Origin of the sequence: Gracilibacillus oryzae, assembly GCF_009498735.1 — a bacterium.
In the GTDB taxonomy this organism is placed as follows: Bacteria; Bacillota; Bacilli; order Bacillales; family Amphibacillaceae; genus Gracilibacillus; species Gracilibacillus oryzae.
Genome location: NZ_ML762446.1, coordinates 1 through 21,874 on the forward strand (window position 1 = coordinate 1; position 21,874 = coordinate 21,874).

The 21,874-nt window shown below is 37.5% G+C and carries 26 protein-coding genes and 1 pseudogene; 4 read left to right on the forward strand and 23 right to left on the reverse strand.

Annotated features, from left to right (window positions below; genetic code table 11):
• Window positions 1–428 precede the first annotated feature (428 nt).
• From F9U64_RS18695 to hemW, 14 genes are all read right to left on the reverse strand, one after another.
• On the reverse strand, window positions 429–875 hold the full coding sequence (locus F9U64_RS18695) for a hypothetical protein (protein ID WP_153406421.1): 447 nt from the start codon (window positions 873–875) through the stop codon (window positions 429–431).
• 58 nt (window positions 876–933) lie between these two features.
• On the reverse strand, window positions 934–1,929 hold the full coding sequence (gene floA / locus F9U64_RS18700; RefSeq protein WP_153406422.1) for a flotillin-like protein FloA: 996 nt from the start codon (window positions 1,927–1,929) through the stop codon (window positions 934–936).
• Entirely contained in the window at window positions 1,929–3,233 is a 1,305-nt protein-coding gene (locus F9U64_RS18705) for an NfeD family protein (protein WP_153406491.1), read from the reverse strand. Before F9U64_RS18705 ends, floA begins: the two co-directional genes overlap by 1 nt.
• Before the next feature lie 263 nt (window positions 3,234–3,496).
• Window positions 3,497–3,943 (reverse strand): GatB/YqeY domain-containing protein, encoded by a 447-nt coding sequence (locus tag F9U64_RS18710; RefSeq protein ID WP_153406423.1) that lies wholly within the window; start codon window positions 3,941–3,943, stop codon window positions 3,497–3,499.
• Window positions 3,944–3,958: 15 nt separating this feature from the next.
• Window positions 3,959–4,135 (reverse strand): 30S ribosomal protein S21, encoded by a 177-nt coding sequence (rpsU, locus tag F9U64_RS18715; RefSeq protein ID WP_018931586.1) that lies wholly within the window; start codon window positions 4,133–4,135, stop codon window positions 3,959–3,961.
• 117 nt (window positions 4,136–4,252) lie between these two features.
• On the reverse strand, window positions 4,253–4,927 hold the full coding sequence (deoC, locus tag F9U64_RS18720) for a deoxyribose-phosphate aldolase (RefSeq protein WP_153406424.1): 675 nt from the start codon (window positions 4,925–4,927) through the stop codon (window positions 4,253–4,255).
• A gap of 67 nt (window positions 4,928–4,994) precedes the next feature.
• On the reverse strand, window positions 4,995–6,332 hold the full coding sequence (mtaB, locus tag F9U64_RS18725) for a tRNA (N(6)-L-threonylcarbamoyladenosine(37)-C(2))-methylthiotransferase MtaB (RefSeq protein ID WP_153406425.1): 1,338 nt from the start codon (window positions 6,330–6,332) through the stop codon (window positions 4,995–4,997).
• A gap of 4 nt (window positions 6,333–6,336) precedes the next feature.
• Window positions 6,337–7,089: a 16S rRNA (uracil(1498)-N(3))-methyltransferase gene (locus tag F9U64_RS18730; RefSeq protein WP_153406426.1), complete on the reverse strand. Its 753-nt coding sequence runs from the start codon at window positions 7,087–7,089 to the stop codon at window positions 6,337–6,339.
• 4 nt (window positions 7,090–7,093) lie between these two features.
• Window positions 7,094–8,044, reverse strand: coding sequence for a 50S ribosomal protein L11 methyltransferase (gene prmA, locus F9U64_RS18735; protein WP_153406427.1), 951 nt, complete (start codon window positions 8,042–8,044; stop codon window positions 7,094–7,096).
• Window positions 8,045–8,081: 37 nt separating this feature from the next.
• The gene (gene dnaJ / locus F9U64_RS18740; RefSeq protein ID WP_153406428.1) at window positions 8,082–9,200 is read right to left on the reverse strand and encodes a molecular chaperone DnaJ; all 1,119 of its coding nucleotides are present in this window, start codon (window positions 9,198–9,200) and stop codon (window positions 8,082–8,084) included.
• 286 nt (window positions 9,201–9,486) lie between these two features.
• A complete protein-coding gene (gene dnaK, locus F9U64_RS18745; protein WP_153406429.1) occupies window positions 9,487–11,316 on the reverse strand; it encodes a molecular chaperone DnaK in 1,830 nt (609 codons plus the stop codon).
• Between the two features lie 31 nt (window positions 11,317–11,347).
• A complete protein-coding gene (gene grpE, locus F9U64_RS18750) occupies window positions 11,348–11,917 on the reverse strand; it encodes a nucleotide exchange factor GrpE (RefSeq protein ID WP_153406430.1) in 570 nt (189 codons plus the stop codon).
• Between the two features lie 118 nt (window positions 11,918–12,035).
• Window positions 12,036–13,058 carry a heat-inducible transcriptional repressor HrcA gene (hrcA, locus tag F9U64_RS18755; RefSeq protein ID WP_153406431.1) on the reverse strand — a complete coding sequence of 341 codons (1,023 nt, stop codon included), beginning with the start codon at window positions 13,056–13,058 and terminating at the stop codon, window positions 12,036–12,038.
• A 77-nt stretch (window positions 13,059–13,135) separates the two neighbouring features.
• Complete coding sequence (hemW, locus tag F9U64_RS18760; RefSeq protein WP_153406432.1) at window positions 13,136–14,293, reverse strand: radical SAM family heme chaperone HemW; 1,158 nt, start codon at window positions 14,291–14,293, stop codon at window positions 13,136–13,138.
• A 610-nt stretch (window positions 14,294–14,903) separates the two neighbouring features.
• Here hemW and F9U64_RS18765 point away from each other — a divergent pair.
• The 4 genes from F9U64_RS18765 to F9U64_RS22675 all read left to right on the forward strand — a co-directional run bounded on the left by F9U64_RS18765 (window position 14,904) and on the right by F9U64_RS22675 (window position 16,612).
• Window positions 14,904–15,215: a hypothetical protein gene (locus tag F9U64_RS18765; protein ID WP_153406433.1), complete on the forward strand. Its 312-nt coding sequence runs from the start codon at window positions 14,904–14,906 to the stop codon at window positions 15,213–15,215.
• A 12-nt stretch (window positions 15,216–15,227) separates the two neighbouring features.
• Complete coding sequence (locus F9U64_RS18770; RefSeq protein ID WP_153406434.1) at window positions 15,228–15,551, forward strand: YolD-like family protein; 324 nt, start codon at window positions 15,228–15,230, stop codon at window positions 15,549–15,551.
• 3 nt (window positions 15,552–15,554) lie between these two features.
• Complete coding sequence (locus F9U64_RS18775) at window positions 15,555–15,920, forward strand: YhjD family protein (RefSeq protein WP_153406435.1); 366 nt, start codon at window positions 15,555–15,557, stop codon at window positions 15,918–15,920.
• A gap of 518 nt (window positions 15,921–16,438) precedes the next feature.
• Complete coding sequence (locus F9U64_RS22675) at window positions 16,439–16,612, forward strand: hypothetical protein (RefSeq protein ID WP_194287440.1); 174 nt, start codon at window positions 16,439–16,441, stop codon at window positions 16,610–16,612.
• A gap of 159 nt (window positions 16,613–16,771) precedes the next feature.
• On the opposite strand, the gene F9U64_RS18780 is transcribed toward F9U64_RS22675, so the two are convergent.
• From F9U64_RS18780 to F9U64_RS18810, 9 genes and pseudogenes are all read right to left on the reverse strand, one after another.
• Entirely contained in the window at window positions 16,772–16,984 is a 213-nt protein-coding gene (locus tag F9U64_RS18780) for a hypothetical protein (protein ID WP_153406436.1), read from the reverse strand.
• 554 nt (window positions 16,985–17,538) lie between these two features.
• Window positions 17,539–18,060, reverse strand: a pseudogene (locus F9U64_RS23190) (peptidoglycan recognition protein family protein); the annotation flags it as partial.
• The gene (locus F9U64_RS18790; protein ID WP_153406438.1) at window positions 18,060–18,332 is read right to left on the reverse strand and encodes a holin; all 273 of its coding nucleotides are present in this window, start codon (window positions 18,330–18,332) and stop codon (window positions 18,060–18,062) included. The gene F9U64_RS18790 and the pseudogene F9U64_RS23190, both read right to left, overlap by 1 nt.
• A gap of 26 nt (window positions 18,333–18,358) precedes the next feature.
• Window positions 18,359–18,661, reverse strand: coding sequence for a hypothetical protein (locus F9U64_RS18795; protein ID WP_153406492.1), 303 nt, complete (start codon window positions 18,659–18,661; stop codon window positions 18,359–18,361).
• A 39-nt stretch (window positions 18,662–18,700) separates the two neighbouring features.
• The gene (locus F9U64_RS22680; protein ID WP_194287441.1) at window positions 18,701–18,841 is read right to left on the reverse strand and encodes a CD1375 family protein; all 141 of its coding nucleotides are present in this window, start codon (window positions 18,839–18,841) and stop codon (window positions 18,701–18,703) included.
• 43 nt (window positions 18,842–18,884) lie between these two features.
• On the reverse strand, window positions 18,885–18,995 hold the full coding sequence (locus F9U64_RS23400) for a CD1375 family protein (protein ID WP_266095229.1): 111 nt from the start codon (window positions 18,993–18,995) through the stop codon (window positions 18,885–18,887).
• Window positions 18,995–19,234 (reverse strand): hypothetical protein, encoded by a 240-nt coding sequence (locus tag F9U64_RS18800; RefSeq protein WP_153406439.1) that lies wholly within the window; start codon window positions 19,232–19,234, stop codon window positions 18,995–18,997. The genes F9U64_RS23400 and F9U64_RS18800 overlap by 1 nt, the downstream gene beginning before the upstream one ends.
• Window positions 19,234–21,297: an exo-alpha-sialidase gene (locus F9U64_RS18805; RefSeq protein WP_153406440.1), complete on the reverse strand. Its 2,064-nt coding sequence runs from the start codon at window positions 21,295–21,297 to the stop codon at window positions 19,234–19,236. The genes F9U64_RS18800 and F9U64_RS18805 overlap by 1 nt, the downstream gene beginning before the upstream one ends.
• Window positions 21,297–21,866 carry a hypothetical protein gene (locus F9U64_RS18810; RefSeq protein ID WP_153406441.1) on the reverse strand — a complete coding sequence of 190 codons (570 nt, stop codon included), beginning with the start codon at window positions 21,864–21,866 and terminating at the stop codon, window positions 21,297–21,299. The genes F9U64_RS18805 and F9U64_RS18810 overlap by 1 nt, the downstream gene beginning before the upstream one ends.
• Window positions 21,867–21,874 lie beyond the last annotated feature (8 nt).

A 21,874-nucleotide genomic window follows, 5' to 3' on the forward strand; every position in this document is an offset into this window, starting at 1 on the left:
TGGGTTCTTTTTTAACTATACCCGAATTAACCTACGACATTACGAATCAGGGGCTAGTTTCGTTCATTATAACTCCTATGGGATCAGAGTCCTAGGCGAGACCCCGCAGTGAGCGGTCTTTGCGAACGAGGAGGCTTGACAGACGCCCATGGAAAGCGAAGTTTATTTACGGAACGGCAAGATTGCACACTTACAATGAGTCAATTTCTCGCACTATAGTTCCCGTAATGTTACATTATTTTCATAAATTCAAGGGCAATATCTACTCAAACAGGGTTCGTTCTCGTAGTGTTTTCTATAATGCCGAGCTTAGACCTCCACTCTGTTTATTTAGTGTACTGTATGTGTGTTAGTCTATGTGACCGGGCTACTTCATGTGTTCCGTCTCCACAGAAAAAGACCACAGATTGGAATCTGCGGTCTTTTGGTTAGTAGCTTCTTTTTTTGTAGGCTCTTGGTTTTCCCAGGACTTCTGCCATGATAATGCCTTGAGCCACACCTTTTCTTGTGAGATTGTTTTTGACAGATAACGTTGGCTGCTTTTTAGCTGCCGGTCGTTTCACTTGCTTAATTGGTGAATTTTCTAACAGTTCTTTTTGCTTTTTACTCAATGATTCCGAACTTTGAATACTTTCTTTCAAACGGTCCATTTGCTGCTTTTTTTGATCCTGAAAGCTTGTTGAATCAAGTTCACTTGCATATGCCGTCTGTTTCTCACTGCTTTTTACCGGCTGAGTTTTCCTTGTATTCGCTTGGGGAACCTTTTGAACAGGTTTGGACTTTGGTTGCTGTTCATCATTTTTAGAATTAAACATTCCTACTACCCAAAGAATGACACCAATTATGGGAACAAGTAAACCTAATAAATCTTCCATCACTTTCTTCCTTTCTGGCAAAATTTATTTGCCGACAGGATTTATTTACATTTATCGTCTATTTCTCTTCATCGTCTTCTGTTTCGCTTAATTTACCAATAGCATCGCGCATATCCGTATCTGCATCAATATTTTTGTAGTTCATATAATCCATAACACCCATTTTCCCTGAACGTAAAGCCTCTGCAAGTGCTTGTGGAACTTCTGCTTCTGCTTCGACCACTTTCGCGCGCATTTCCTGAACTTTGGCAACCATTTCCTGTTCTTGAGCAACCGCCATTGCACGACGTTCTTCCGCTTTCGCCTGGGCGATATTTTTATCTGCTTCTGCCTGATCTGTTTGCAGGATCGCCCCAATGTTTTTGCCGATATCTACATCCGCAATATCAATCGATAGAATTTCAAAAGCCGTACCAGCATCTAAGCCGCGATCTAAAACATTATGGGAGATTGAGTCCGGATTTTCCAATACTTCGGTATGGGCTTTCGCACTACCAATTGTACTAACAACACCTTCCCCAACACGGGCAATAATTGTATCTTCACCAGCACCACCGACTAATCTGTCGATATTTGCTCGAACTGTAATTCTGGCTTTTGCTTTTACCTCGATACCATCCATGGAAATACCTGCTATAAATGGTGTCTCAATTACTTTTGGATTAACACTCATTTGAACAGCTTCTAACACGTCACGTCCTGCTAAATCGATAGCAGCACAACGCTCAAAGCTGAGTTCAATATTCGCTCTTTGGGCAGCAATTAGCGCATTTACCACTCTGTCGACATTACCGCCTGCTAAAAAGTGACTCTCTAATTGATTTGTTGTCACATCAATTCCTGCTTTATGTGCTTTAATTAGTGGATTAATAACACGAGATGGTACAACCCTTCTAAGTCGCATCCCAATTAATGTAAAAATGCTTACCTTAACACCAGCTGCTAATGCGCTAATCCACAGCATCACCGGGATAAAAGTAAAGATAACGGCAACTGCAATAACAATTAACCCTATTAAAATAAATGGAAATAATTCTTGAAATTCTGTTGGCATTATTTTGCCTCCTCATTATTTTTTAATTCTTTAACAACGATACGTGCACCTTCTACCTTAATAATCTGTACAGGCTGATTCACATTAATAAATGCGCCCATTGATACAACATCTAATCGCTCTGCACCAAATTCAGCCGTTCCTGATGGTCTCAAAGGAGTAACAGTGACCCCTTTCTGGTTAAGTAATTCCATTCGATTAGCTGTAGAGACATAGCCTTTTTCTGTAGACGTCGCATCACTTAAGATGACATGTCTAAAAAAGCCTTTCTCCAATCCAATTGTTTTGAACAAAATAACAGACACTATGATCGCAGATATCAGCGCAATTGCAAGACTCATTGTCATATTGCCAACATCACTTGTTGACATATACAAAGCAGCTACTAAGGATCCTAAACCGATAAATCCGATAATCCCGCCAGGTGTAAATAATTCCACTACAATTAATACAAAACCTAAAACTAACAGAACGATTGCCTCATAGCCCGCTAATCCTGCAACAATATGTCCATAAAAATATAATATCAGGGAAACAATCCCAATCGAACCAGGTATACCAAAACCAGGTGAATATAACTCCACAACTAATCCGATACTGGCAAGGGATAGTAATATGGGCACTACGACCGGATGTGTCAGGAAGCGTGCAATTCCCTCCGCAACCGTTGGCTCCAATTCAACAATTTCAGCACCTGTTAATGACAGTTGATTAAGGAGTTCTGTGCGATGATCAACAATCGCTTCTGCATAGCCTACCTCCACTGCAGATTGGGGACCTAATGTAAGGAAATCGCCTGCTGGTGCGCCGTATTCAGGCAAGTCAATATCCGGATTAGCCATTGCTTCAGCATATAACGGATCTCTCCCTTTGGAGCTTGCTGCACTTTTCATTGAAGTAATCCATGCTGATTGTGCTTTTTTATCAGCTGCATTTCCGTCTGAAGTAATGACACCACTGGCTCCCATACTTGCTTGCGGCATCATATAAATATTATCCGTGTTTAATGCAATATATGATCCAGCAGATAAGGCTTTCACTGTAATAAAGGACGAGGTCTCAATATCCAGGTCTTGTAAGATTAACGCAATATTTTCTGCCGCATCCACCCGACCGCCTGGTGTATTAATTTCAAAAATAATATGGTCTGCATTTGCTTCTATTGCTTCATTAGTAGTTCGTCGTATAAACGCTTCTAGTCCACGTTCTACTGTATTTTCAATTGGAATGACATAAACTAGCTTTCCTTCCCCTTCATTTGCATGAAGTGTTGTATTAACAGAGAAAAAAAGAAGAATTGTCATAAGGAGAAGACCTGACAGGACAAATGATTTCCTAACAGCTGACTGCACTCATTCCCCTCCTTTCTTTTAAAAATTTTATGTACTATTGATTTACGAATTAGTGGAGAAAAGGTTTCATTTTTTTCAGTTTATCATAATCAATGTAAGAAAGGAAACTGCCGGAGAATAAAAGTAGTTGTTCCGCATATAATAAAAACCCTCAGCATTTGCTAAGGGTTTCTATAATATATTGTGACAGGAAGTGAATCAATTTATTCTTTCATTTATTGCAAATGTTTTTGAACTAATTGGTTCACTCGTGCACCTTCTGCTTTTCCTTTAACTTTTGGCATAAGAGCACTCATCACTTTTCCCATATCTTTTTTCGATTCTGCTTGAACTTCTTCGATCGTCTGAACAACAATTTGTTCTAATTCTTCATCAGATAATTGTTCAGGCATATAAGCTTGTATGATATTAATTTCTTCTTCTAACTTGCTTACAAGATCTTCGCGTCCAGCTTCTTTAAATTCGTGGAGGGAATCTTTTCTTTGTTTCAGCTCTCTTGCTAAAACGGTTAGTTCTTCTTCTTCTGACAATTCATCTTTCTTTAATTTAATGGCGTCATTTTGTATCGATGCTTTGACCATTCTAATTACACTAAGTTTTACTTTATCTTTGTCCTTCATCGCCTGTTTCATATCCTGGTTCAAAAGTTCAATGATTGCCATTACATTACACCCTCTTTAAAATTTACGCTTTCTAGCTGCCTCAGATTTCTTCTTACGGCGAACACTAGGTTTTTCATAAAATTCACGCTTACGATATTCAGATAATGTACCAGACTTTGATACACTACGCTTAAAGCGACGAAGAGCATCTTCAAGTGACTCGTTTTTACGAACGCGAGTTGTGTTAGACATGCTAATTTCCCTCCCTCCGAAGCATACAACAAATTAATCTAACATATGTATCCATACATATGTCTCTTTGCAATTATAATATACGAATTATTCTAGGTCAACAGTTTTATGCATACTTTAATAATCTGTGGCACTTTCTAGTCCATTTATAATAGCAACACCAGAACTTGCCCCAATTCTTGCGGCACCTGCCTCTAACATTTTTTGCATAGTGTCTAAGTCTTTTACACCGCCAGATGCTTTTACTTGCAAGTCTTGTCCGACTGTATCATACATCAGCTTCACATCTTCAATTGTGGCACCGCCAGCGGCAAAGCCTGTCGATGTTTTAACAAAGTCTGCACCAGCTTTCTTCGCCAGTTTACATGCAAGAACCTTTTCTTCATTCGTTAATAAAGCTGTCTCAATAATTACCTTGACAATGGCCTTGTCTCCAGCAGCATCTACAACATTTTTTATGTCATTTTCCACATAAATGTCATCACCAGATTTCAAAGAACCAACTGAAATAACCATATCCACCTCTGTTGCTCCATCTTCAATTGCTTGCTTTGTTTCAAATACTTTCGTTTCAGTAGATGTAGCACCAAGCGGAAAACCGATAACGGTACAAACTTTAACCTCTGTATCCTTTAACACACTGTAAGCATATTTCACCCATTGCGGATTAATACAAACAGAGGCAAAATGATATTCTTTTGCTTCCTCCAGCAGTTGATTAATCTGCTCTTCTGTGGCATCTGGCTTTAATAATGTGTGATCAATCGCTTTTGCTATTTCCGTTGTATTCATTTTCGCTTCACTCCTTTATAAGATGAGTAATAGACGAAAGGCCACAGTCTAAACTGTGGCTCTTTCATTAAATTTGCAATGCAGCATCATCCATGACACGGACAAACTTTCCTTCATTATAAGGATACCCTGCTTTGGTAAGCTTCACACGTACGATTTCACCGATCATATCTTGTGTACCTTCAAATTTTACTTTGAGATAATTATCAGAATAACCGACTAATAGATGTGGATTTTCCTCGTCAGCTGTTTCCTCCGGGATTACTTCAATTACCTTATCCTCAAATTGTTTCGCATATGCCAATGCTTGTTCATTTGACAGGTTAATTAACTGCTGAACACGCTCATTCTTGATATCTTCATCTACCTGGTTATCCATTCTCGCTGCAGGTGTACCAGTTCTTCTCGAGAAGGGGAAAACGTGTAATTCGGAATAGCCGATTTCTTTAATAAAATCAACTGTTTCCTGGAATTCTTCGTCTGTTTCACCAGGAAATCCGACAATTACATCCGAAGTGATTGCTAACTTAGGCAATGCTTGCTGGATTTTTTCCACGCGCTGGCGGTAAAAATCTGTTGAATATTTGCGTCGCATTCTTTCTAATACCGTATCAGAACCAGCTTGAAGCGGAATATGAAGGTGTGGAACAACTTTTTCCGACTGATCAAGCACCTCAATTACTTCATCTGTAATTTGGCTCGCTTCAATCGATGAAATCCGGATCCGTTTTAACCCATCTACTTTTGATTCTAAGTCTCTTAACAATTGGGCAAAGTTATAATCTTTCATATCTTCACCATATCCAGCTGTATGAATGCCTGTTAAGACAACCTCTTTATATCCTGCATCTACTAATTGCTGTGCTTGTTTTAATACATTTTCCGGGTCTCTGGAACGCAATAGCCCTCTTGACCATGGAATAATACAGAAAGTACAGAAATTATTACAGCCTTCCTGAATTTTTAGAGAAGCACGGGTACGGTCTGTAAAAGCAGGGACATCCATTTCCTCAAACACACGGTTTTTCATGATATTAGAAACACCATTAATCGGCTGACGATGCTCCTGGTGTTCTTCAATATACTGAATCATTTTGCCGCGGTCTTGTGTTCCCACTACAATATCGACACCTGGAATCTCCATAATTTCCCCTGGTGATGTCTGAGCATAACATCCTGTAACACAAACAACACCTTCAGGATTACTGCGGATGGCACGACGGATAACTTGTCTGCTTTTTTTATCACCAGTATTGGTAACTGTACATGTATTAATAACATATACATCTGCATGGTGATCGAATTCTACCCGCTCGTAACCCTCATTTTTAAACTTCTGCCAAATACCTTCTGTCTCATAGTGATTTACTTTACATCCTAGTGTATGAAATGCAACTGTAGGCATTTGATCACCTCATTTCTTCAAAGTAGTAAGATAAACTAGATAAGACGTAAAGCGGTGCCGTCTCTGTCCGCAAAATTCTTGGACCTAACCGGACTGCCTGGAAAGAAGCTGCTTTTAATTGTTCCACTTCATTTACAGAAAATCCGCCTTCTGGTCCAATACAGACAAATACAGTATCACCTTTGTTAATCTTGGAAAAGTAATCATGTAATTTGCTGCTCTGCTGCTCTCTAGCTTCTTCTTCGTATGCGAAAAATTTCCATTGATAACTCTGGCTTTCTTCAAGCAGTGCCTGTAATGAAAGTACTCCATCTACTGTGGGTATTTGGTTTCTGTGGGATTGTTCACTTGCTTCTTTGACAATTTTTCCCCACCTGGCAATTTTCTTAGAGACTTTCTTATCATCCCATTTGACAACTGAACGTTCTGCTTGAAATGTTACGATCCGGCTGGCACCTAATTCTGTTGCTTTTTGCAAAATAAATTCCCATTTATCCCCTTTAGGTAACCCTTGGGCAATCGTAATAGAGATTGGTGACTCTGTTTCACTGTCAAGCCAATGGAGTATATCTGCAAATACCGTCTCATTTTCCACTTTGGCAATTTTACAATGAGCAACATTGCCATCAGGATGATTGCAGAGAATTTCTGCACCTGGTTCCATCCGCATGACATTGACAATATGGTGATAATCATCCCCGGTTATCGTAACATGGTCATCTTGCCAATTACCTTTTTGAATAAAATACCGCTGCACCTGCTTACCTACTCTCTTCCGGCTTTTTTGCAATAATTGATATCCAGTCTTCCATCTGATTCACTTCCACAATCTCAAATCCTGCCTCTTCCAGCCGCTCATGAACCAGTTGTTTTTTAGCCTGAATGATTCCCGATGTAATAAAAAGCCCGCCTGGTTTTAATAGTTCATAGGCATCTTGTTCAAACCGTAATATGATTTCTGCTAAAATATTGGCAACAATTATATCCGGATTGATAGTGACATGATTTAATAAATTATTTTGCTTCACAACGATTTGACTTTCAACTTTATTCACTTTCGTATTCAGTCTGGTACTTTGAACAGCCACATCATCTAAGTCATATGCGTAAACTTTCCTTGCACCAAGCAGAACGGAAGCTATACTAAGAACCCCTGATCCGCATCCAACATCAATGACAAGATCATCTTGCTTCAGCATTCTTTCCAATGCTTGAATACTAAGAACTGTTGTCGGATGTGTCCCTGTTCCAAAAGCCATGCCAGGATCAAGTTCAATGATGAGTTCATCTGTCGAGACAGGCTTATAATCTTCCCATGTAGGTGTAATCGTAATTTTGTTAGAGATTTTGACAGGTTTATAATATTTTTTCCAGGCTGTTGCCCAGTCTTCTTCATTTACTTCACTTAAGATAATTTTATTTAAACCAAGATCAATGTCATAAAGCAGTAAATTATTGATTGCCTGTTTAATTTCAGACACTGTCTCTCCTAGAAAACTATTAACAGGAAGGTAGGCTTTTAATCGCACACCTTCCTCCGGATAGTCCTCTGGATTCAAATCATATATTTCGCCAAATGGTGCTTCCCGTTCCATATAGAGGTCTTGCTGGTCTTCAATCACCACACCACTTGCTCCTGCTTCGTGAATTATATTCGAGATCGGTTCAATCGCTTCATTTGTTGTATAAATGGAAAGTTCTGTCCACTTCAAACAGATCAACTCACTTTTTGATTATTTTCGTCCTTGCTTATTCACCTTTGAAAGCACGTTTTACACGCTGAAAAAAGGAATCTTCATGTTCATCTGTTGGCTGATTTCCACTGATTTCATTAAATTCACGCAATAATTCTTTTTGTCTTTCTGAAAGGCTTTGCGGTGTTATCACTCTTATTTTAATATGCTGATCGCCTTGACCATACCCTCTTACATTAGGTGCTCCTTTGCCTTTCAAGCGGAAAGTTTTCCCTGTTTGTGTGCCTGCAGGGACCTTTAATTTCACTTTCCCATGTAATGTTGGCACCTCTATTTCATCACCTAGTGCTGCCTGGGCAAATGTTATCGGCATTTCACAGAAAATATGATCGCCATCTCTTTGATAGAATTCATGAGTTCTTACCTGAATCACAACATATAAGTCGCCTGCTGGACCACCATTTATCCCTGGCTCTCCCTGACCTGTTACACGGATTTGCTGGCCATCATCAATTCCTGCCGGTATGCTGACATGAATTTTCTTTCTCTTCGTAACTTTTCCGGTACCGCCACATGTCGAACATTTTTCAGGGATAATTTTCCCTGTACCTTGACAATGGTTACATACACGTCTGTTCACAACACGGCCAAATGGTGTATTCTGTTCGACATTCAATTGACCTGATCCATTACAGTGGCTGCATGTCTTCGGTTTTGTACCTGGTTTTGCTCCACTGCCGTTACATGTTGAACAATCTTCTTCTTTTGGAATATGAATATCTGTTTCCTTACCAAAGATTGCTTCCTCAAAATCAAGTGTCATCGTATACTGTAAATCATTTCCTTGCCGTGGTGCATTTGGGTCGCGTCTTCCCCCGCCGCCGAAGAACATATCAAAGATATCACCAAAACCGCCGAAGTCCTGTGCACCAGCCCCGCCAAAACCTTGGCTTTGCGGACCAGCATGACCAAACTGATCATATTGCTGTCTTTTTTGTTCATTATTTAAAACTTCATAAGCTTCTTTTACTTCTTTAAATTTCTGGTCAGTTCCTTCTTCTTTATTCACATCGGGATGATATTTTCTGGCTAGTTTACGGTACGCTTTTTTAATCTCGTCCTTTGAAGCATCTTTGGACACTCCCAGTACTTCATAATAATCTCGTTTACTCACTGACAAATCACGCTCCCGGTCATTTATTGCATAAAACTAATGATAACATTCATTTATAACACATAGCAATCATATAAACAATATTCATAAAAGAAAAAAATAGCAACTGCACATACTCCTTAAGCAATTTAATAATTTACATTTGTTATCATTTTTTTGGCTTCTCGTCAAACCATAAACGACAGCCTTCGTTTTTCTTTGACTTTCGTTCCCTTTTTTCTATAGTACATGGAAAGAGTCAAAGCCAGTTAATCGACTTTGACTCTTTAAAACCCCATGAAGCAGTTTACTTTTTATCTTCGTCATCTACTTCTTCATAATCTGCATCTACTACATCGTCATCGGCTTTACCCGTTTGCTCACCTTGCTCTGCTTGTGCCTGTTGTTGTGCTTGTTCATAAAGTTTCACAGTTAAGGCCTGAACTTGCTCTTCTAAAGCTTCTTTCTTCGCTTTAATATCTTCCTGGTCAGTGCCTTCCAGTGCTGTTTTCAGCTCTTCTTTTGCTGCTTCCGCTTTTTGTTTTTCCTCATCGGAAACTTTGTCACCAAGATCTTTTAATGTTTTATCTGTTTGGAATACTAATTGATCAGCTTCATTGCGCAATTCAATCTCTGCACGGCGTTGTTTATCTGCTTCTGCATTTTCTTCCGCATCTTTCACCATTTTTTCTACTTCTTCATCAGAAAGACCTGAAGATGATTTAATCGTAATAGATTGCTCTTTGTTTGTACCTAAATCTTTCGCACGAACATTAACAATACCATTTGCATCAATATCAAATGATACTTCAATTTGTGGTACACCACGTGGTGCTGGCGGGATATCCGTTAATTGGAAGCGTCCCATTGTCTTGTTATCTGCTGCCATTTCACGTTCCCCTTGAAGCACATGGATATCTACAGCTGTTTGATTATCAGCAGCTGTTGAGAATACTTGCGAATGGCTTGTAGGGATCGTTGTATTACGTTCAATTAGCTTTGTAGTTACACCGCCCATTGTTTCAATACCCAATGATAATGGTGTAACATCAAGAAGTACAACGTCTTTCACATCACCTTGAAGCACCCCGCCTTGAATAGCTGCTCCAAGTGCTACCACTTCATCCGGGTTTACTCCTTTGGATGGATCCTGGCCGATTTCTTTCTTAATTGCTTCCTGTACAGCCGGGATACGTGTAGAACCACCAACTAAGATAACTTTATCAATATCACTTGCAGAAAGGTCAGCATCTTTTAATGCCTGACGAGTTGGTCCCATTGTACGTTCAACAAGGTCTGATGATAACTCATCGAATTTCGCACGAGTAATATTCATTTCCAAGTGTAATGGACCAGCATCTCCTGCTGTAATAAATGGAAGAGATACTTGCGTTTGTGCTACACCAGAAAGATCTTTTTTCGCTTTTTCAGCAGCATCTTTCAAACGCTGTAATGCCATTTTGTCTTTACCTAAATCAATGCCATTTTCTTTTTTGAATTCTTCAACCATATAGTCAATTAATACTTGGTCAAAGTCATCCCCACCAAGACGATTATCTCCAGCTGTTGAAACAACTTCAAATGTACCTTCACCGATATCAAGGATAGACACATCAAACGTACCGCCACCCAGGTCATAAACAAGTACTGTCTGATCCTGATCTGCTTTATCAATACCATATGCAAGTGCTGCCGCTGTTGGCTCATTGATAATACGCTCAACTTCCAGCCCTGCAATTTTTCCTGCATCTTTTGTTGCCTGACGTTCTGCATCATTGAAGTATGCCGGAACAGTAATAACGGCTTTATCTACCGTGTCACCTAAATAATCCTCTGCATAAGATTTTAAATGTTGAAGAATAATTGCTGACATTTCTTGTGGTGTATACTCTTTACCTTCAATTTCCACTTTATAATCAGTACCCATATGACGTTTAATTGATTGGATCGTGTTTGGGTTTGTAATTGCCTGACGTTTGGCTACTTCCCCAATTTGACGTTCTCCATTTTTAAATGAAACAACTGATGGAGTTGTGCGGTTCCCTTCTGGATTCGGGATTACTTTCGCTTCTCCACCTTCCATTACAGCAACACATGAATTTGTTGTACCTAAGTCAATACCGATAATTTTTCCCATTTGAACATCCTCCTTCACATACTATATGTAACTATTGATTTACTTTCACCATTGCCGGGCGAATAACTTTATCTTTTAATTGATAGCCTTTCTGCAATGTTTCGACAATCTGATTTGATTCATAACCTTCTTCTTCTACTTGCATTACAGCCTGATGTAAGTGTGGATCAAACATTTCATTGTCTGTGGCAATTTCCTCCACACCCTCATTTTCCATTACTGTTTTGAATTGGCGGTAGACCATTTCCAATCCTTCAACAACACTCTTTGCTTGTGGATCTTCTATTTCAACTTGCAGTGCACGTTCAAAGTTATCCATTACAGGAAGTAATTCCGTGACAATCGATTGTGATTTATATTTTAAATCAGCCTCTTTTTCTTTTTTTGTCCGCTTTCTGAAGTTGTCATATTCTGCCTGAACTCTTAGAAGGCGGTCCTGAAGCTGGTCTTTTTCTTCTTGAAGTTTCTCGACAATACCTTGATCGACTTCACTTTCATTGTTGTCATTTATCACTTCTTGATCTGTAACCAGGTCTTGCTCTGCATCTTCCACAACTTCTTCTGTTTCCACTTCTTCATTTCTGATATCTTTTTCTTCCATTCCTGTCACCTCCTAATTAAAAACCATTTTATAGCTAAACACAATCACTGAAAAATAGCAAACAAAAACCACTAGGTCAAAACAGAGAAGAGTATAGCCCCCCATACCCCTCTTTTGTTTAATACCATGTGTTGAATGTTTTGGACAATCTTGTCGATAAAACATTCAATAACGAAATAACTCTGGAATATTCCATTCGCTTCGGTCCAAGGAGGGCAACTGTGCCCATTTGTTCTCCACCTAAGGTATAGGAGGCTGTAATAAGACTGCAATCCTGCATCTCATCTAATTCATTCTCCTGGCCTATCGAGACTTTGATTCCTTTACTTGTGGACCTTAAGATATTTGCCATTTTATCTTCTTTTTCCATAACAGAATAAAGTGATTGAATTTTCTCAATATCATTAAACTCTGGCTGCAATAATATATTAGTTTTGCCATCCATATATAGTTTTACAGGTTTTTTCTCCAACAATGCTGCCTTTAAATAGGTGTAGGTTGTTTCAAAATCATTACTGTATTTCTGAAGCAATTGTGCCACTTCTCCATATAACTTCTCCTGCAGCTGTATAATTGGCACCCCAGCTAAACGTTTATTTAAAATATTTACCAGCTTCTCTAAATCACTTGCTTGCATTGTACTAGGAACAGTGAAATAACGGTGTTCAACATGGCCTGTGTTTGTTACAAGTATTGCCACTGCGGCTTGATCAGAAAGACTGATAATCTGGATCTGTTTTAAAGTTGTCTTGAATACTTCAGGACCAAGTATGATTGAAGTATAATTTGTCATATCAGACAATACCCTTGCTGATTTCTGAACAACTTTTTCAAATTCAATGATCTCTTTCTCAAAAGTCTGTGCAATTACAGACATTTCCTGATTCGACAGAAGAAATGGAGACAGTAAATGATCGACATAAAAACGATACCCTCTCTCAGAAGGAACACGGCCTGAAGATGTATGAGTTTTTTCGATAAAGCCGAGGTCTTCTAAGTCTGCCATTTCATTACGAATTGTCGCAGGGCTAAAACTTATCTGTTCCTTCTTCGCGATTGCCCTTGATCCAATTGGCTGAGCAGTGTGGATGAATTCATCAATAATAACCTGTAAAACTTGAATTTGCCTATCTGTAAGCATCGATGATCACCTCTGTTAGCACTCCTAAACCTCGAGTGCTAAATCTAATAATAAATTATCAAATCCTTATAAAAATGTCAATTAAGAAACTTCAACTGGTCTTCTTCTAATAAAAATGACTGGAAAACTTCATTACCAAATGGTTTTCCTGCTTCTGTCAGACGAATAAATTCATCTGTCAAATCAATCCAGCCTCTTTGCTGAAGTCTTCTTAACTCTTCTTGATAAAGTGTTTCAACGGAAAGGTGATACTTTTGTTCGAAGTTTTTCAATGACACCCCTTCACTTTTTCTTAAGCCGAGAAAGAGTTCTTCCTCAATCCGTTCTTTCTTGCCGATTTCTTCAATATGAAGTACAGGTTCACCGGTTTGTAATGCTTTTTCCACATAAGTTGGATGTGGTCTTACATTAATTACCCGTTTTCCCGGTAAATAACCATGAGATCCAGCACCAAATCCATAATAAAAATCGTTATTCCAATAAGTGAGATTATGCTTGCTCTCATATCCAGGCTTGGCAAAATTACTTATTTCATATTGAGGAACGCCATGTTCACGCATTTTATCACGCAAGTATTCGTACATATCTGCTTCCGTTTCTTCTGGCGGCTTTGATAGCTTCCCTTTTTTGTAACGTTGATAAAAGATTGTTTTCGGCTCAATCTGAAGCGAGTATGCTGAGTAATGCGGTAAATTAAACTGTAACGCTTCTGCCAAACTGCCCTTGAAATCTTCAAATGATTGATTAGGCAAGCCGTACATCAGATCAATGCTGATATTCGTTAAACCAATTTGTGTAAGATCATTGATATTCTGATAGACGTCTTTCACACGATGAAGTCTGCCCAGCTTTTCTAACATATCATCATTAAAATCTTGTACACCCATCGATATTCTATTCACACCATGATCAAATAAGATCTTGATTTTTTCTTTCGATAAATCACCCGGATTAGCTTCAAAGGTATATTCTTCGGCACTGCCAACATCAAAATAATGATCAATCATTGTGACAAGCTGTAACAATTGCCGTTTATTTAATGCTGTAGGAGTTCCCCCGCCAACAAAGATTGTTTTCATTTTTTGCTTCGGCAGTTTTATCAGTGTTTTTATTTCATTTTCTAATGCTCGCAAATAATCATCCGCCATTTTTTCTTCATAGAAAAATTTAGTAAAATCACAATAATGGCAAATTTTTTCACAAAAAGGAATGTGTATATATGCAGATGTTATCATGTCTTTCCTCCTTCACTGGACGGCAAAACCCTTGCCAAATGACAAGGGTTTTTTGTTTAATCATCATCCATTTTCAGTACTGCCATAAACGCTTCTTGTTGGACAGCTATAATAATACGTATTTTATTATAACTAATTATACTTTTCAATCATACATTTTAAATGGTTTTATGGAAGTTGTATATTTTATTGTATTTTTTTGAATCTGTCCATATTTAAAAGATTAGGTGGTTAAATGGTGGCATCAAATTAACAGTGATTATAAACCTACCTACTATTATATAGGTAGGTTTCGATTTATTCATCAATAGGATCTGAGTCTGTGAAAAATGAAATGAGTATTTAATGTTGTTTTTTAAATAACTAGTGTTTAATTCATATTTTCCCCCTTCGTTAAGGATAATGATATAAGTAAAAATTCACATTGTAAAGATTATCTGTTTTTATTTTTTAGTAAAATTCCCTAGTACGTCTTGATGAACTACAGATAGCTAGTAGCGCTTACCGATAGAGTAAAGCGCTGCTATTTTTCATTGCATAATAAATTAATGAGGTATATAATAAGAACATATGTTTCTAAGAACAAATATTCTTATAAAGGGGAATAATTATGAAATTAAAAGATGTTACAAATCAATGCCAGTTGGAAGTTAGTATCCTTAAACATGGATTACCTAACAGTGAGGTTAAGATCTACGAAAGAGGACCAGTTCGGTTTGTTTATACATATGGTCATGATAGTTTCATGTTAAGTATTTCATCGTTACTTGGGAAAGTTTTAAAATCCGATTGGATGTTTGGCTTAAAAGAGATTCTAAATATGGATTTACTAGATGTTATGATTAATGTTACACCAAGAAATATAGTAATTATTAAGGAAAGACCACATTCCATTCCTCGTGTTGCAAATTGCACTAAATAAGAGGTGATTTATATGATGAATGATCGTGGTTCAATTAAGTGGGCGTCTCTTATGTTGCCTGAACATGTCGAAGCTCTTGATGATCTATTTCATAAAGAAAATGAAGAAAAACCTTTTTTATCTGCAGATCAGCTGGAGGATATGCAAAGGAATGTTGAAATAGCTATGCAATATAATAAACATATAGATGTTTTGTACTATACCAAGTATCATTTTAACAGTGTTGAGGGAACCATCTTGAGAATCACTCCTGATCGATTGGAAATAAAAAATGATGATGGTGCTGACTTTATCCCGGTCAAAGATGTTATAAGTTTAACTTTACTGGAGGATTAAGAAATGAGGTATTTAGATCAGCAGGATTGGGAGATTGCTTCAAGATATTTGTTTGTTGATATGACGTTAAGAACGATTGAGCGTGATTTAAATGTGTTGAAACAAGCATCACCATTTAAAATAACTGAGCCGTATATCGCTTTATTAAATAAATTGAAAAAGGTCGGCACTGCTGAGCGCAAGAAACTAAAGAATACAATGCATCAAAAAAAGATCACCGTAACACTTAATGAAAAGCAAGATTCATTCACCTCTTATCTCTTTGCAACCAAAGGAAAACAAGAAGAGAGGAATTATTTTAATCCTGCTATTCGTAAGAAAGTGGAAAATATACTTAATGAGTGGATGAATCAAGGGGAAGAAATGTGAATTAACTGCCGAAATAAACAAAACCCATCACCTTCTCAGATGATGGGTGTGGAGCACTATGCAGACAGTTGGCTCTGCTCTAATTATTATTTCCATTAAAAATGATTTTATTTATGTGGATCACAATTTTGTGGTCCTTTTTTGTTGGAAAATATTAAATTAATTACCATAAACTATTGACTTTATATACTATCGATAGTATAATAAAAGTATAGAAAGGAGGTGAACAAAGTGGAATACTTAGCTATAACAATAGCCGCACTTACCAGTCTTGTAACACTTCGAAAACTCTGGCACGATGGATCGAAGGCGAAACAAGAAGCTGAAAAGTTACGGCTAGAAATAAGAAAGTTGAGAAGGGGTGGTTAATCCCCCTCTCAACACTAAGTATACCACAGAATGTATGGAAATTATAATGAGCATACTTGTAGTATTGTTGGTTGTTTTAGTTGCTGTTTATATAAGAAAAATTTACTGGACGAAAAAAGTTAATAAACTTAAGAAAGAACGTGATAGTTATGGAAAAAAAGACACAAACAGAAGCTAATAAAAAGTGGCAAGAGAAGAACAGAGAAAGAGCAAGATACTTGCGTAATAGGTCTACAGCTAGATCATTTGTGAAAAAGCAAGCCACACAGGAAGATATAGAGGAATTAAGACAGTTGCTGAAAGAAAGGGAAGAAAGTTTATAATAGGGACACTATGGCTGGTGTCCCTTTGTTACAAAAATCGAAAACAGCCTTCAAATAGAACCGCACAATTAGGTGAAAAGGAGAAGCTCAGAAGGGTAAAGGCTGTTTTCTTTAATATGATCCATACATTATACTCGATTAATCGTTTTCTTGGGTAAGCTAAAGCCTATATAAATGCCTATTTTTTATGTGTGACCAATTATGTATAATAAAAATTTTCATTTCAATAAGCTTGTCAGGTATATTGGTTACTTCTTTTTCATAGAAAGAACCGGTTCGATCATTAAGCTTATCATAGACATTAATAATAAGTTGATTCATGGTGGGATCAAATGTGGTTTCTAAATCAAATCTTTCTGTTGATATGTTCATTTAGATTCCTCCCTCAACTACTTATTAATAGTATATTCGACCTAACTTTCCATATATCCTTTATTAATTGATAAAAAACAAAAACAACCTTTACTTAAACAGCTCAATTAGGTAGGAGAAGTTAAGAAGGTAAAGGTTGTTTTCTTAAAGTTATGGCGAACCCATATTTAGTATATATAGAAGGATCATTTTTGTGTAAGTTAAATACTAAAAAGTATCTATTTACTTGATTCAGTTACTTGCTTTTCTAATTCCGCGACTCGCTTCTTGAGTGGATCCACTTCATACTCGCGAATTTTATCAGCAAAACGGTCTAACACTTCAGCAGCTTGTTCCCTGGTTAATGGCATTTTAGGATTTGAACCATCAAAATAACCCTGCATTACTTGTTGTTTCCATACGTCTGCAGCCCACTCTGAAGGTTGATCAGATACAGATGGTTTATCCAGCTTCTGTTCTAATAACCTTTTCATTTCATGCTTTAATTCATCTATTTCCTTTTGTAATTTCTTTTCAGCGCTCACGCTTAACCCCTCCTCTTTATTCCAATCTTTATAATACTTATCTACATCATTAATAAATTGATCCCAGGTGACACCATTTGGCTCTAACCAACTGTGTGGATCATTTCTGCGTTGTGGATCCAAGGCTCTGTGAGAGATAATTTCTTTTCTTGGGTTTAAACCATATTTCCGGCATAGGTAAGCATGGTACCAAACGTATCGATCATAAGCCTGTTTAAAATCGCCTGTCCGACATAACTCTGTACCAATGGCACAATCATTTGCATCATCACCATACAACTGGTTATCAATAGGTTTAGCATACTGAACATGCCAAGCTTTTTCCCATAAAGGAATAATCTCTAATATTTTGCCATCATCAATAAAGGTGTGTGCTGAAGCTGATATTTGAATACCTTGGAAGTATCTACAATGCGCATCAGCATCTGCAGTATTATTGGCTGTTTCATGTGCAACTAGAAATTTCACTTTATTTATCGGCAATCCGCTTCTAGCTTTGCTATTGGTAACGTAATTTCTTTCGATTGTATATTTATTCTTTATCAGAGTCATTACTGACCACCTTCTTTTGTTGATCCTATCCTCTTATTAAATGTAAGTTCAAATAATCCAGTTGCAGCTAATCCAGCAAAACCACCTGCCCATAACCTCAAAACTAGATCAAGATCAGTAAATGGTTCAGCTGCTGCACCGATTAATAAACCTACAACAAGACTAACCAATGGAACAATGTTTTTTGGGAAGTCTACAGAGCGTTTAACACCCTCCATTAAAGCTGTGACAATTGGTAAAATAACAGTTGCAAAAATCATTACTTCTTCCATAATTAAATTCCTCCTTTAGATAAAAATCAGCCCTTTTCTGGACTGATTGAATCTAATCTTTTATGTGCTTGCTTGGTACTTTCCTCTACCCTTGTGACACGCTCATTCATTGCACCAATTTGACGTTCATTCGCACGTAAATCTATACGAATATTCTCGACTCCTGTATTTATATTATCTAGCTTAGTTTCGATTACTGCTTCCCTAGTTGCATCATTCTTTAAATTTTCTTGGTGCTGAGTTTGCTGTGCTTGCTTTTTTAATTGATAACCCAACACAGCGATAATAACCGATGCAACGGATAATAATATTCCTAGTTCGACCGTCATCATATACCCCCCGGTTTTTGACATAAAAAATACACCTAATTAGTTAGGTGCTTCTTCTGTGATTAATTCTTCTTGTCCTAATTCTGTTAAAACTTCAGCAACTTGTGGCTGGATTAAACTTGGTACATCAGAATAAGTTTTATAGCCACGTACAATTAATGTAGCATAAATTACGTCCATGTCTCGCACCCCCCTTCCAAGTAAAAAAGCGTAATAAATTCGCTTAATTAGATTGATCATCTAGGATCGCCTGCACTTTTTCTCTTAAATTGCTAGGTACATCATCGATTGTTTTTAGTTCTTTCTTGATTAATGCAGCATAGATCTTATCCATTAATTACTACCTCCCATCATTTGTTCGTAAAGATCTGTTAAGGCTAACATTGTATTTGTATTATCCTTTTCTAGTTGTAAATTCTTCTCGTATTGATCAGTTAAAGCAAGCATGAGATTCGTATTTTCTGACTCTAATCGTTCTATTTTCTCTTGGTCTGTCTCTTCTCCCATAACCTTTTCAAGAGGGCCAAAAGATCCATCGTCTAATCTTTTTCTACGTACAACAGGAACACCCATTAGCTAAGCACCCCACTTATTTGTTTTATTCCCTTATCACTCGTCACGCTAGTTCTGGTCATAGTCAGCTTTAAAATGATATTTTCTGCTTCCACTCCACCATTATCAAAAGTGAATTCATCTTCCTCTATTCCATCAGTTACAAATGCTGTGCTTTCTAATGTCATTGGCTGGTAACTTTCCGGATCTCCATTCATCCCCATGTGAATTTCTGCATCTACAACTAAATCCCCAGTTTCACGTTGGATCCAAAGAACAGCACCAGAAGCCGTGCCATTGGGAGGCGTTAATTTATATCTAGCTACAGATGTAAGAAGTGGTTGATTGTTTTCATTTTTCGTGACCGCTAATGTTTTACTGGTTATTGATCCGTAACTATCTACTGCCTGTACAGTAATGGAGTTATCTCCTACATTTAATTGTTCCAATGTTATTTGAAAAGAAAATGACCCGCTACTACCGTTATATACTTCGGTAAACGAGCCATTTTCAATCTTATATTTTACGATTACATTGTTGTTATCTGGATCAGAAACACTACCGCTGATGGTGACTGCATCACTATCGATTAAATCAGTTCGTGTACTGAAATTATCTATAGTTAAAGTAGCTGGTCGGTTTGGTACTACATAAAAGCTTCGTACTTCTTCTTCTGATTTTCCGCCTTGATCATCTTCTACCCATACCTTTAATACGTGTTGGCTACCTTCTGCTAAATTATTTGTTACGGCCGTATCACCGTTATATAGCTTTCCTTGTTTAAATGTTAATACCCGATTAAAAGGAAAAGTTGCTCCATCTGATATTTTTACTGTGATGGCACGAACTTCACCACTATTAATTTGATATTTAACTGTTGCTACATTTCCACTATCTACATCTTGTGCACTTCCGCCAATTGTAAAAGTGTCGCTTTCATATAATGTTCTGTTGTCTGTTGTATTTAATGTTAGTGTCGGAACGTTGTTAGTTGTGTATGTTCCAATATATTCAACTCTCATATATGTCTGATAAATGAGTGGGGGTCTATCACCAAATACTCCACTAAATGTCGGATCATAAAGAGTTGAAGAATTATATCCGCCATCAACTAAATTCACTGGGTTACTCCAGTTATTCCCTGAATCGATTGATTTAACTAAATACGTATCTCTGCCTGATCGGTAATGGTCATAAAGTACAAATAAGTTATTTTCTTTGTCTACGGTAATACTAGGTACAGAGGAAGTGTTGTCTAAATTTTCACTGATAATTCTTTCGCTGCTCCAAGTAATTCCACCATCTATTGATTTTGAATACATTATTACCCATGTTCTTCCCCTCCCTCTCCATGCAACATGTATAACGCCATCTTTATCAACTACTGCTGATGGGGTAGATTGGTCGAAATCCCCTTGATAAACCCTTGTATTACCCCAGTCTGATTTCGTGTATCGGTTAAGTTTTGTTGTAAATGCTTTTGTAAAAACGAAAATGTCGCTATCACTTGCGCCATCATTTAAGTCTACTAAAATATACGGATACCCACTTCGAATAACTAATGATGGAGAATTAAAATTATAACCACCTGTCATATTCAATGTTGTAACCTGCTCGACCGCGCTCCATGTACTTCCACCATCAGTACTCTTTGAATATAGAATATTAAACGAGTTTGGATATGTTACGTTCTTAGTCGACAACGCTGCATGTAAGTGACCGTTTGTTGGGTCGATGGCTAAGGAAGTGGCGCCTGTTTCAACGACATTATTGCCAATTACACTTATCGATGGAATTACAGATGGAGCACTTGTTGCATCAAATCTGTGGATTCTAAAGTTTCCTTTATAACGAGTTCCAAATATATAAACCATAGTTCCGTTTGAAGCAACTGATACTTCTGATAGAGACTCCTCTACGTCGCCATAGAACTCCCATGTTGCACCGTTATCTTTTGAAATGTAAGCTTTAGAATAATAGTTATCATATTCTACAACTGCAACCAACCACCCGTTACTCAAACTAACTAACTTCCTACCGCCATTTCCTGCCGTGCTATACGGTTGTGCTACTACTGTACTCATTAAACCACCTCATTAATTTCTAAAGTATAAGTTGACCAATTTCCATATCCTAATTCTTCAATATTAGTATCAATAAAAGAATTAGACCTAGAAACAAAAGCACCTTTTTTATAACTATTTGCTAAAGATGAAACAGTTATGGTATCTTCACCTACTGATGTGACCTCTATACTTTCCTGTTGTTCATCATCAAAGATTGTTACATATTCACCTACATTAAATGGAACGTTATCTAGTTCTATATTGGTTGTACCAGCCGAATAAGCATTTTGTGCAACCGCAGTATCTATAACCATTTTCAATGCTTTTCCATCACCATCTAACGCATCATAAAATATACCGTTGTTAATAGGTGATCGCCCTACCATTTCTAATTCAACACGCATACGTTCTAAGTCATTAGCATAGATAACAAGCCAGTTATAAGCGTTGTAAATACCTTCTTCTAAATTGTTTGCACGACCAGCAGTAAAACGTGTTCCCTCTTGGATCGTCTGTCCATTTTCAACATCCACAATGTGATCACGCCAGTTCGTCCTGATATAAGGATTTCTATTCAATGTAGCCAATTGCACCA

Excerpts from the sequence above, each read along its gene's own strand:
- F9U64_RS18695 (WP_153406421.1), bottom strand. The coding sequence starts at position 875 with ATGGAAGATTTATTAGGTTTACTTGTTCCCATAATTGGTGTCATTCTT.
- floA (WP_153406422.1), bottom strand. The coding sequence starts at position 1,929 with ATGCCAACAGAATTTCAAGAATTATTTCCATTTATTTTAATAGGGTTA.
- F9U64_RS18705 (WP_153406491.1), bottom strand. The coding sequence starts at position 3,233 with ATGACAATTCTTCTTTTTTTCTCTGTTAATACAACACTTCATGCAAAT.
- F9U64_RS18710 (WP_153406423.1), bottom strand. The coding sequence starts at position 3,943 with ATGGCAATCATTGAACTTTTGAACCAGGATATGAAACAGGCGATGAAG.
- rpsU (WP_018931586.1), bottom strand. The coding sequence starts at position 4,135 with ATGTCTAACACAACTCGCGTTCGTAAAAACGAGTCACTTGAAGATGCT.
- deoC (WP_153406424.1), bottom strand. The coding sequence starts at position 4,927 with ATGAATACAACGGAAATAGCAAAAGCGATTGATCACACATTATTAAAG.
- mtaB (WP_153406425.1), bottom strand. The coding sequence starts at position 6,332 with ATGCCTACAGTTGCATTTCATACACTAGGATGTAAAGTAAATCACTAT.
- dnaK (WP_153406429.1), bottom strand. The coding sequence starts at position 11,316 with ATGGGAAAAATTATCGGTATTGACTTAGGTACAACAAATTCATGTGTT.
- grpE (WP_153406430.1), bottom strand. The coding sequence starts at position 11,917 with ATGGAAGAAAAAGATATCAGAAATGAAGAAGTGGAAACAGAAGAAGTT.
- hrcA (WP_153406431.1), bottom strand. The coding sequence starts at position 13,058 with ATGCTTACAGATAGGCAAATTCAAGTTTTACAGGTTATTATTGATGAA.
- hemW (WP_153406432.1), bottom strand. The coding sequence starts at position 14,293 with ATGATAACATCTGCATATATACACATTCCTTTTTGTGAAAAAATTTGC.
- F9U64_RS18765 (WP_153406433.1), top strand. The coding sequence starts at position 14,904 with ATGAAATTAAAAGATGTTACAAATCAATGCCAGTTGGAAGTTAGTATC.
- F9U64_RS18770 (WP_153406434.1), top strand. The coding sequence starts at position 15,228 with ATGATGAATGATCGTGGTTCAATTAAGTGGGCGTCTCTTATGTTGCCT.
- F9U64_RS18775 (WP_153406435.1), top strand. The coding sequence starts at position 15,555 with ATGAGGTATTTAGATCAGCAGGATTGGGAGATTGCTTCAAGATATTTG.
- F9U64_RS22675 (WP_194287440.1), top strand. The coding sequence starts at position 16,439 with ATGGAAAAAAAGACACAAACAGAAGCTAATAAAAAGTGGCAAGAGAAG.
- F9U64_RS18780 (WP_153406436.1), bottom strand. The coding sequence starts at position 16,984 with ATGAACATATCAACAGAAAGATTTGATTTAGAAACCACATTTGATCCC.
- F9U64_RS18790 (WP_153406438.1), bottom strand. The coding sequence starts at position 18,332 with ATGGAAGAAGTAATGATTTTTGCAACTGTTATTTTACCAATTGTCACA.
- F9U64_RS18795 (WP_153406492.1), bottom strand. The coding sequence starts at position 18,661 with ATGACGGTCGAACTAGGAATATTATTATCCGTTGCATCGGTTATTATC.
- F9U64_RS22680 (WP_194287441.1), bottom strand. The coding sequence starts at position 18,841 with ATGGACGTAATTTATGCTACATTAATTGTACGTGGCTATAAAACTTAT.
- F9U64_RS23400 (WP_266095229.1), bottom strand. The coding sequence starts at position 18,995 with ATGGATAAGATCTATGCTGCATTAATCAAGAAAGAACTAAAAACAATC.
- F9U64_RS18800 (WP_153406439.1), bottom strand. The coding sequence starts at position 19,234 with ATGGGTGTTCCTGTTGTACGTAGAAAAAGATTAGACGATGGATCTTTT.
- F9U64_RS18805 (WP_153406440.1), bottom strand. The coding sequence starts at position 21,297 with ATGAGTACAGTAGTAGCACAACCGTATAGCACGGCAGGAAATGGCGGT.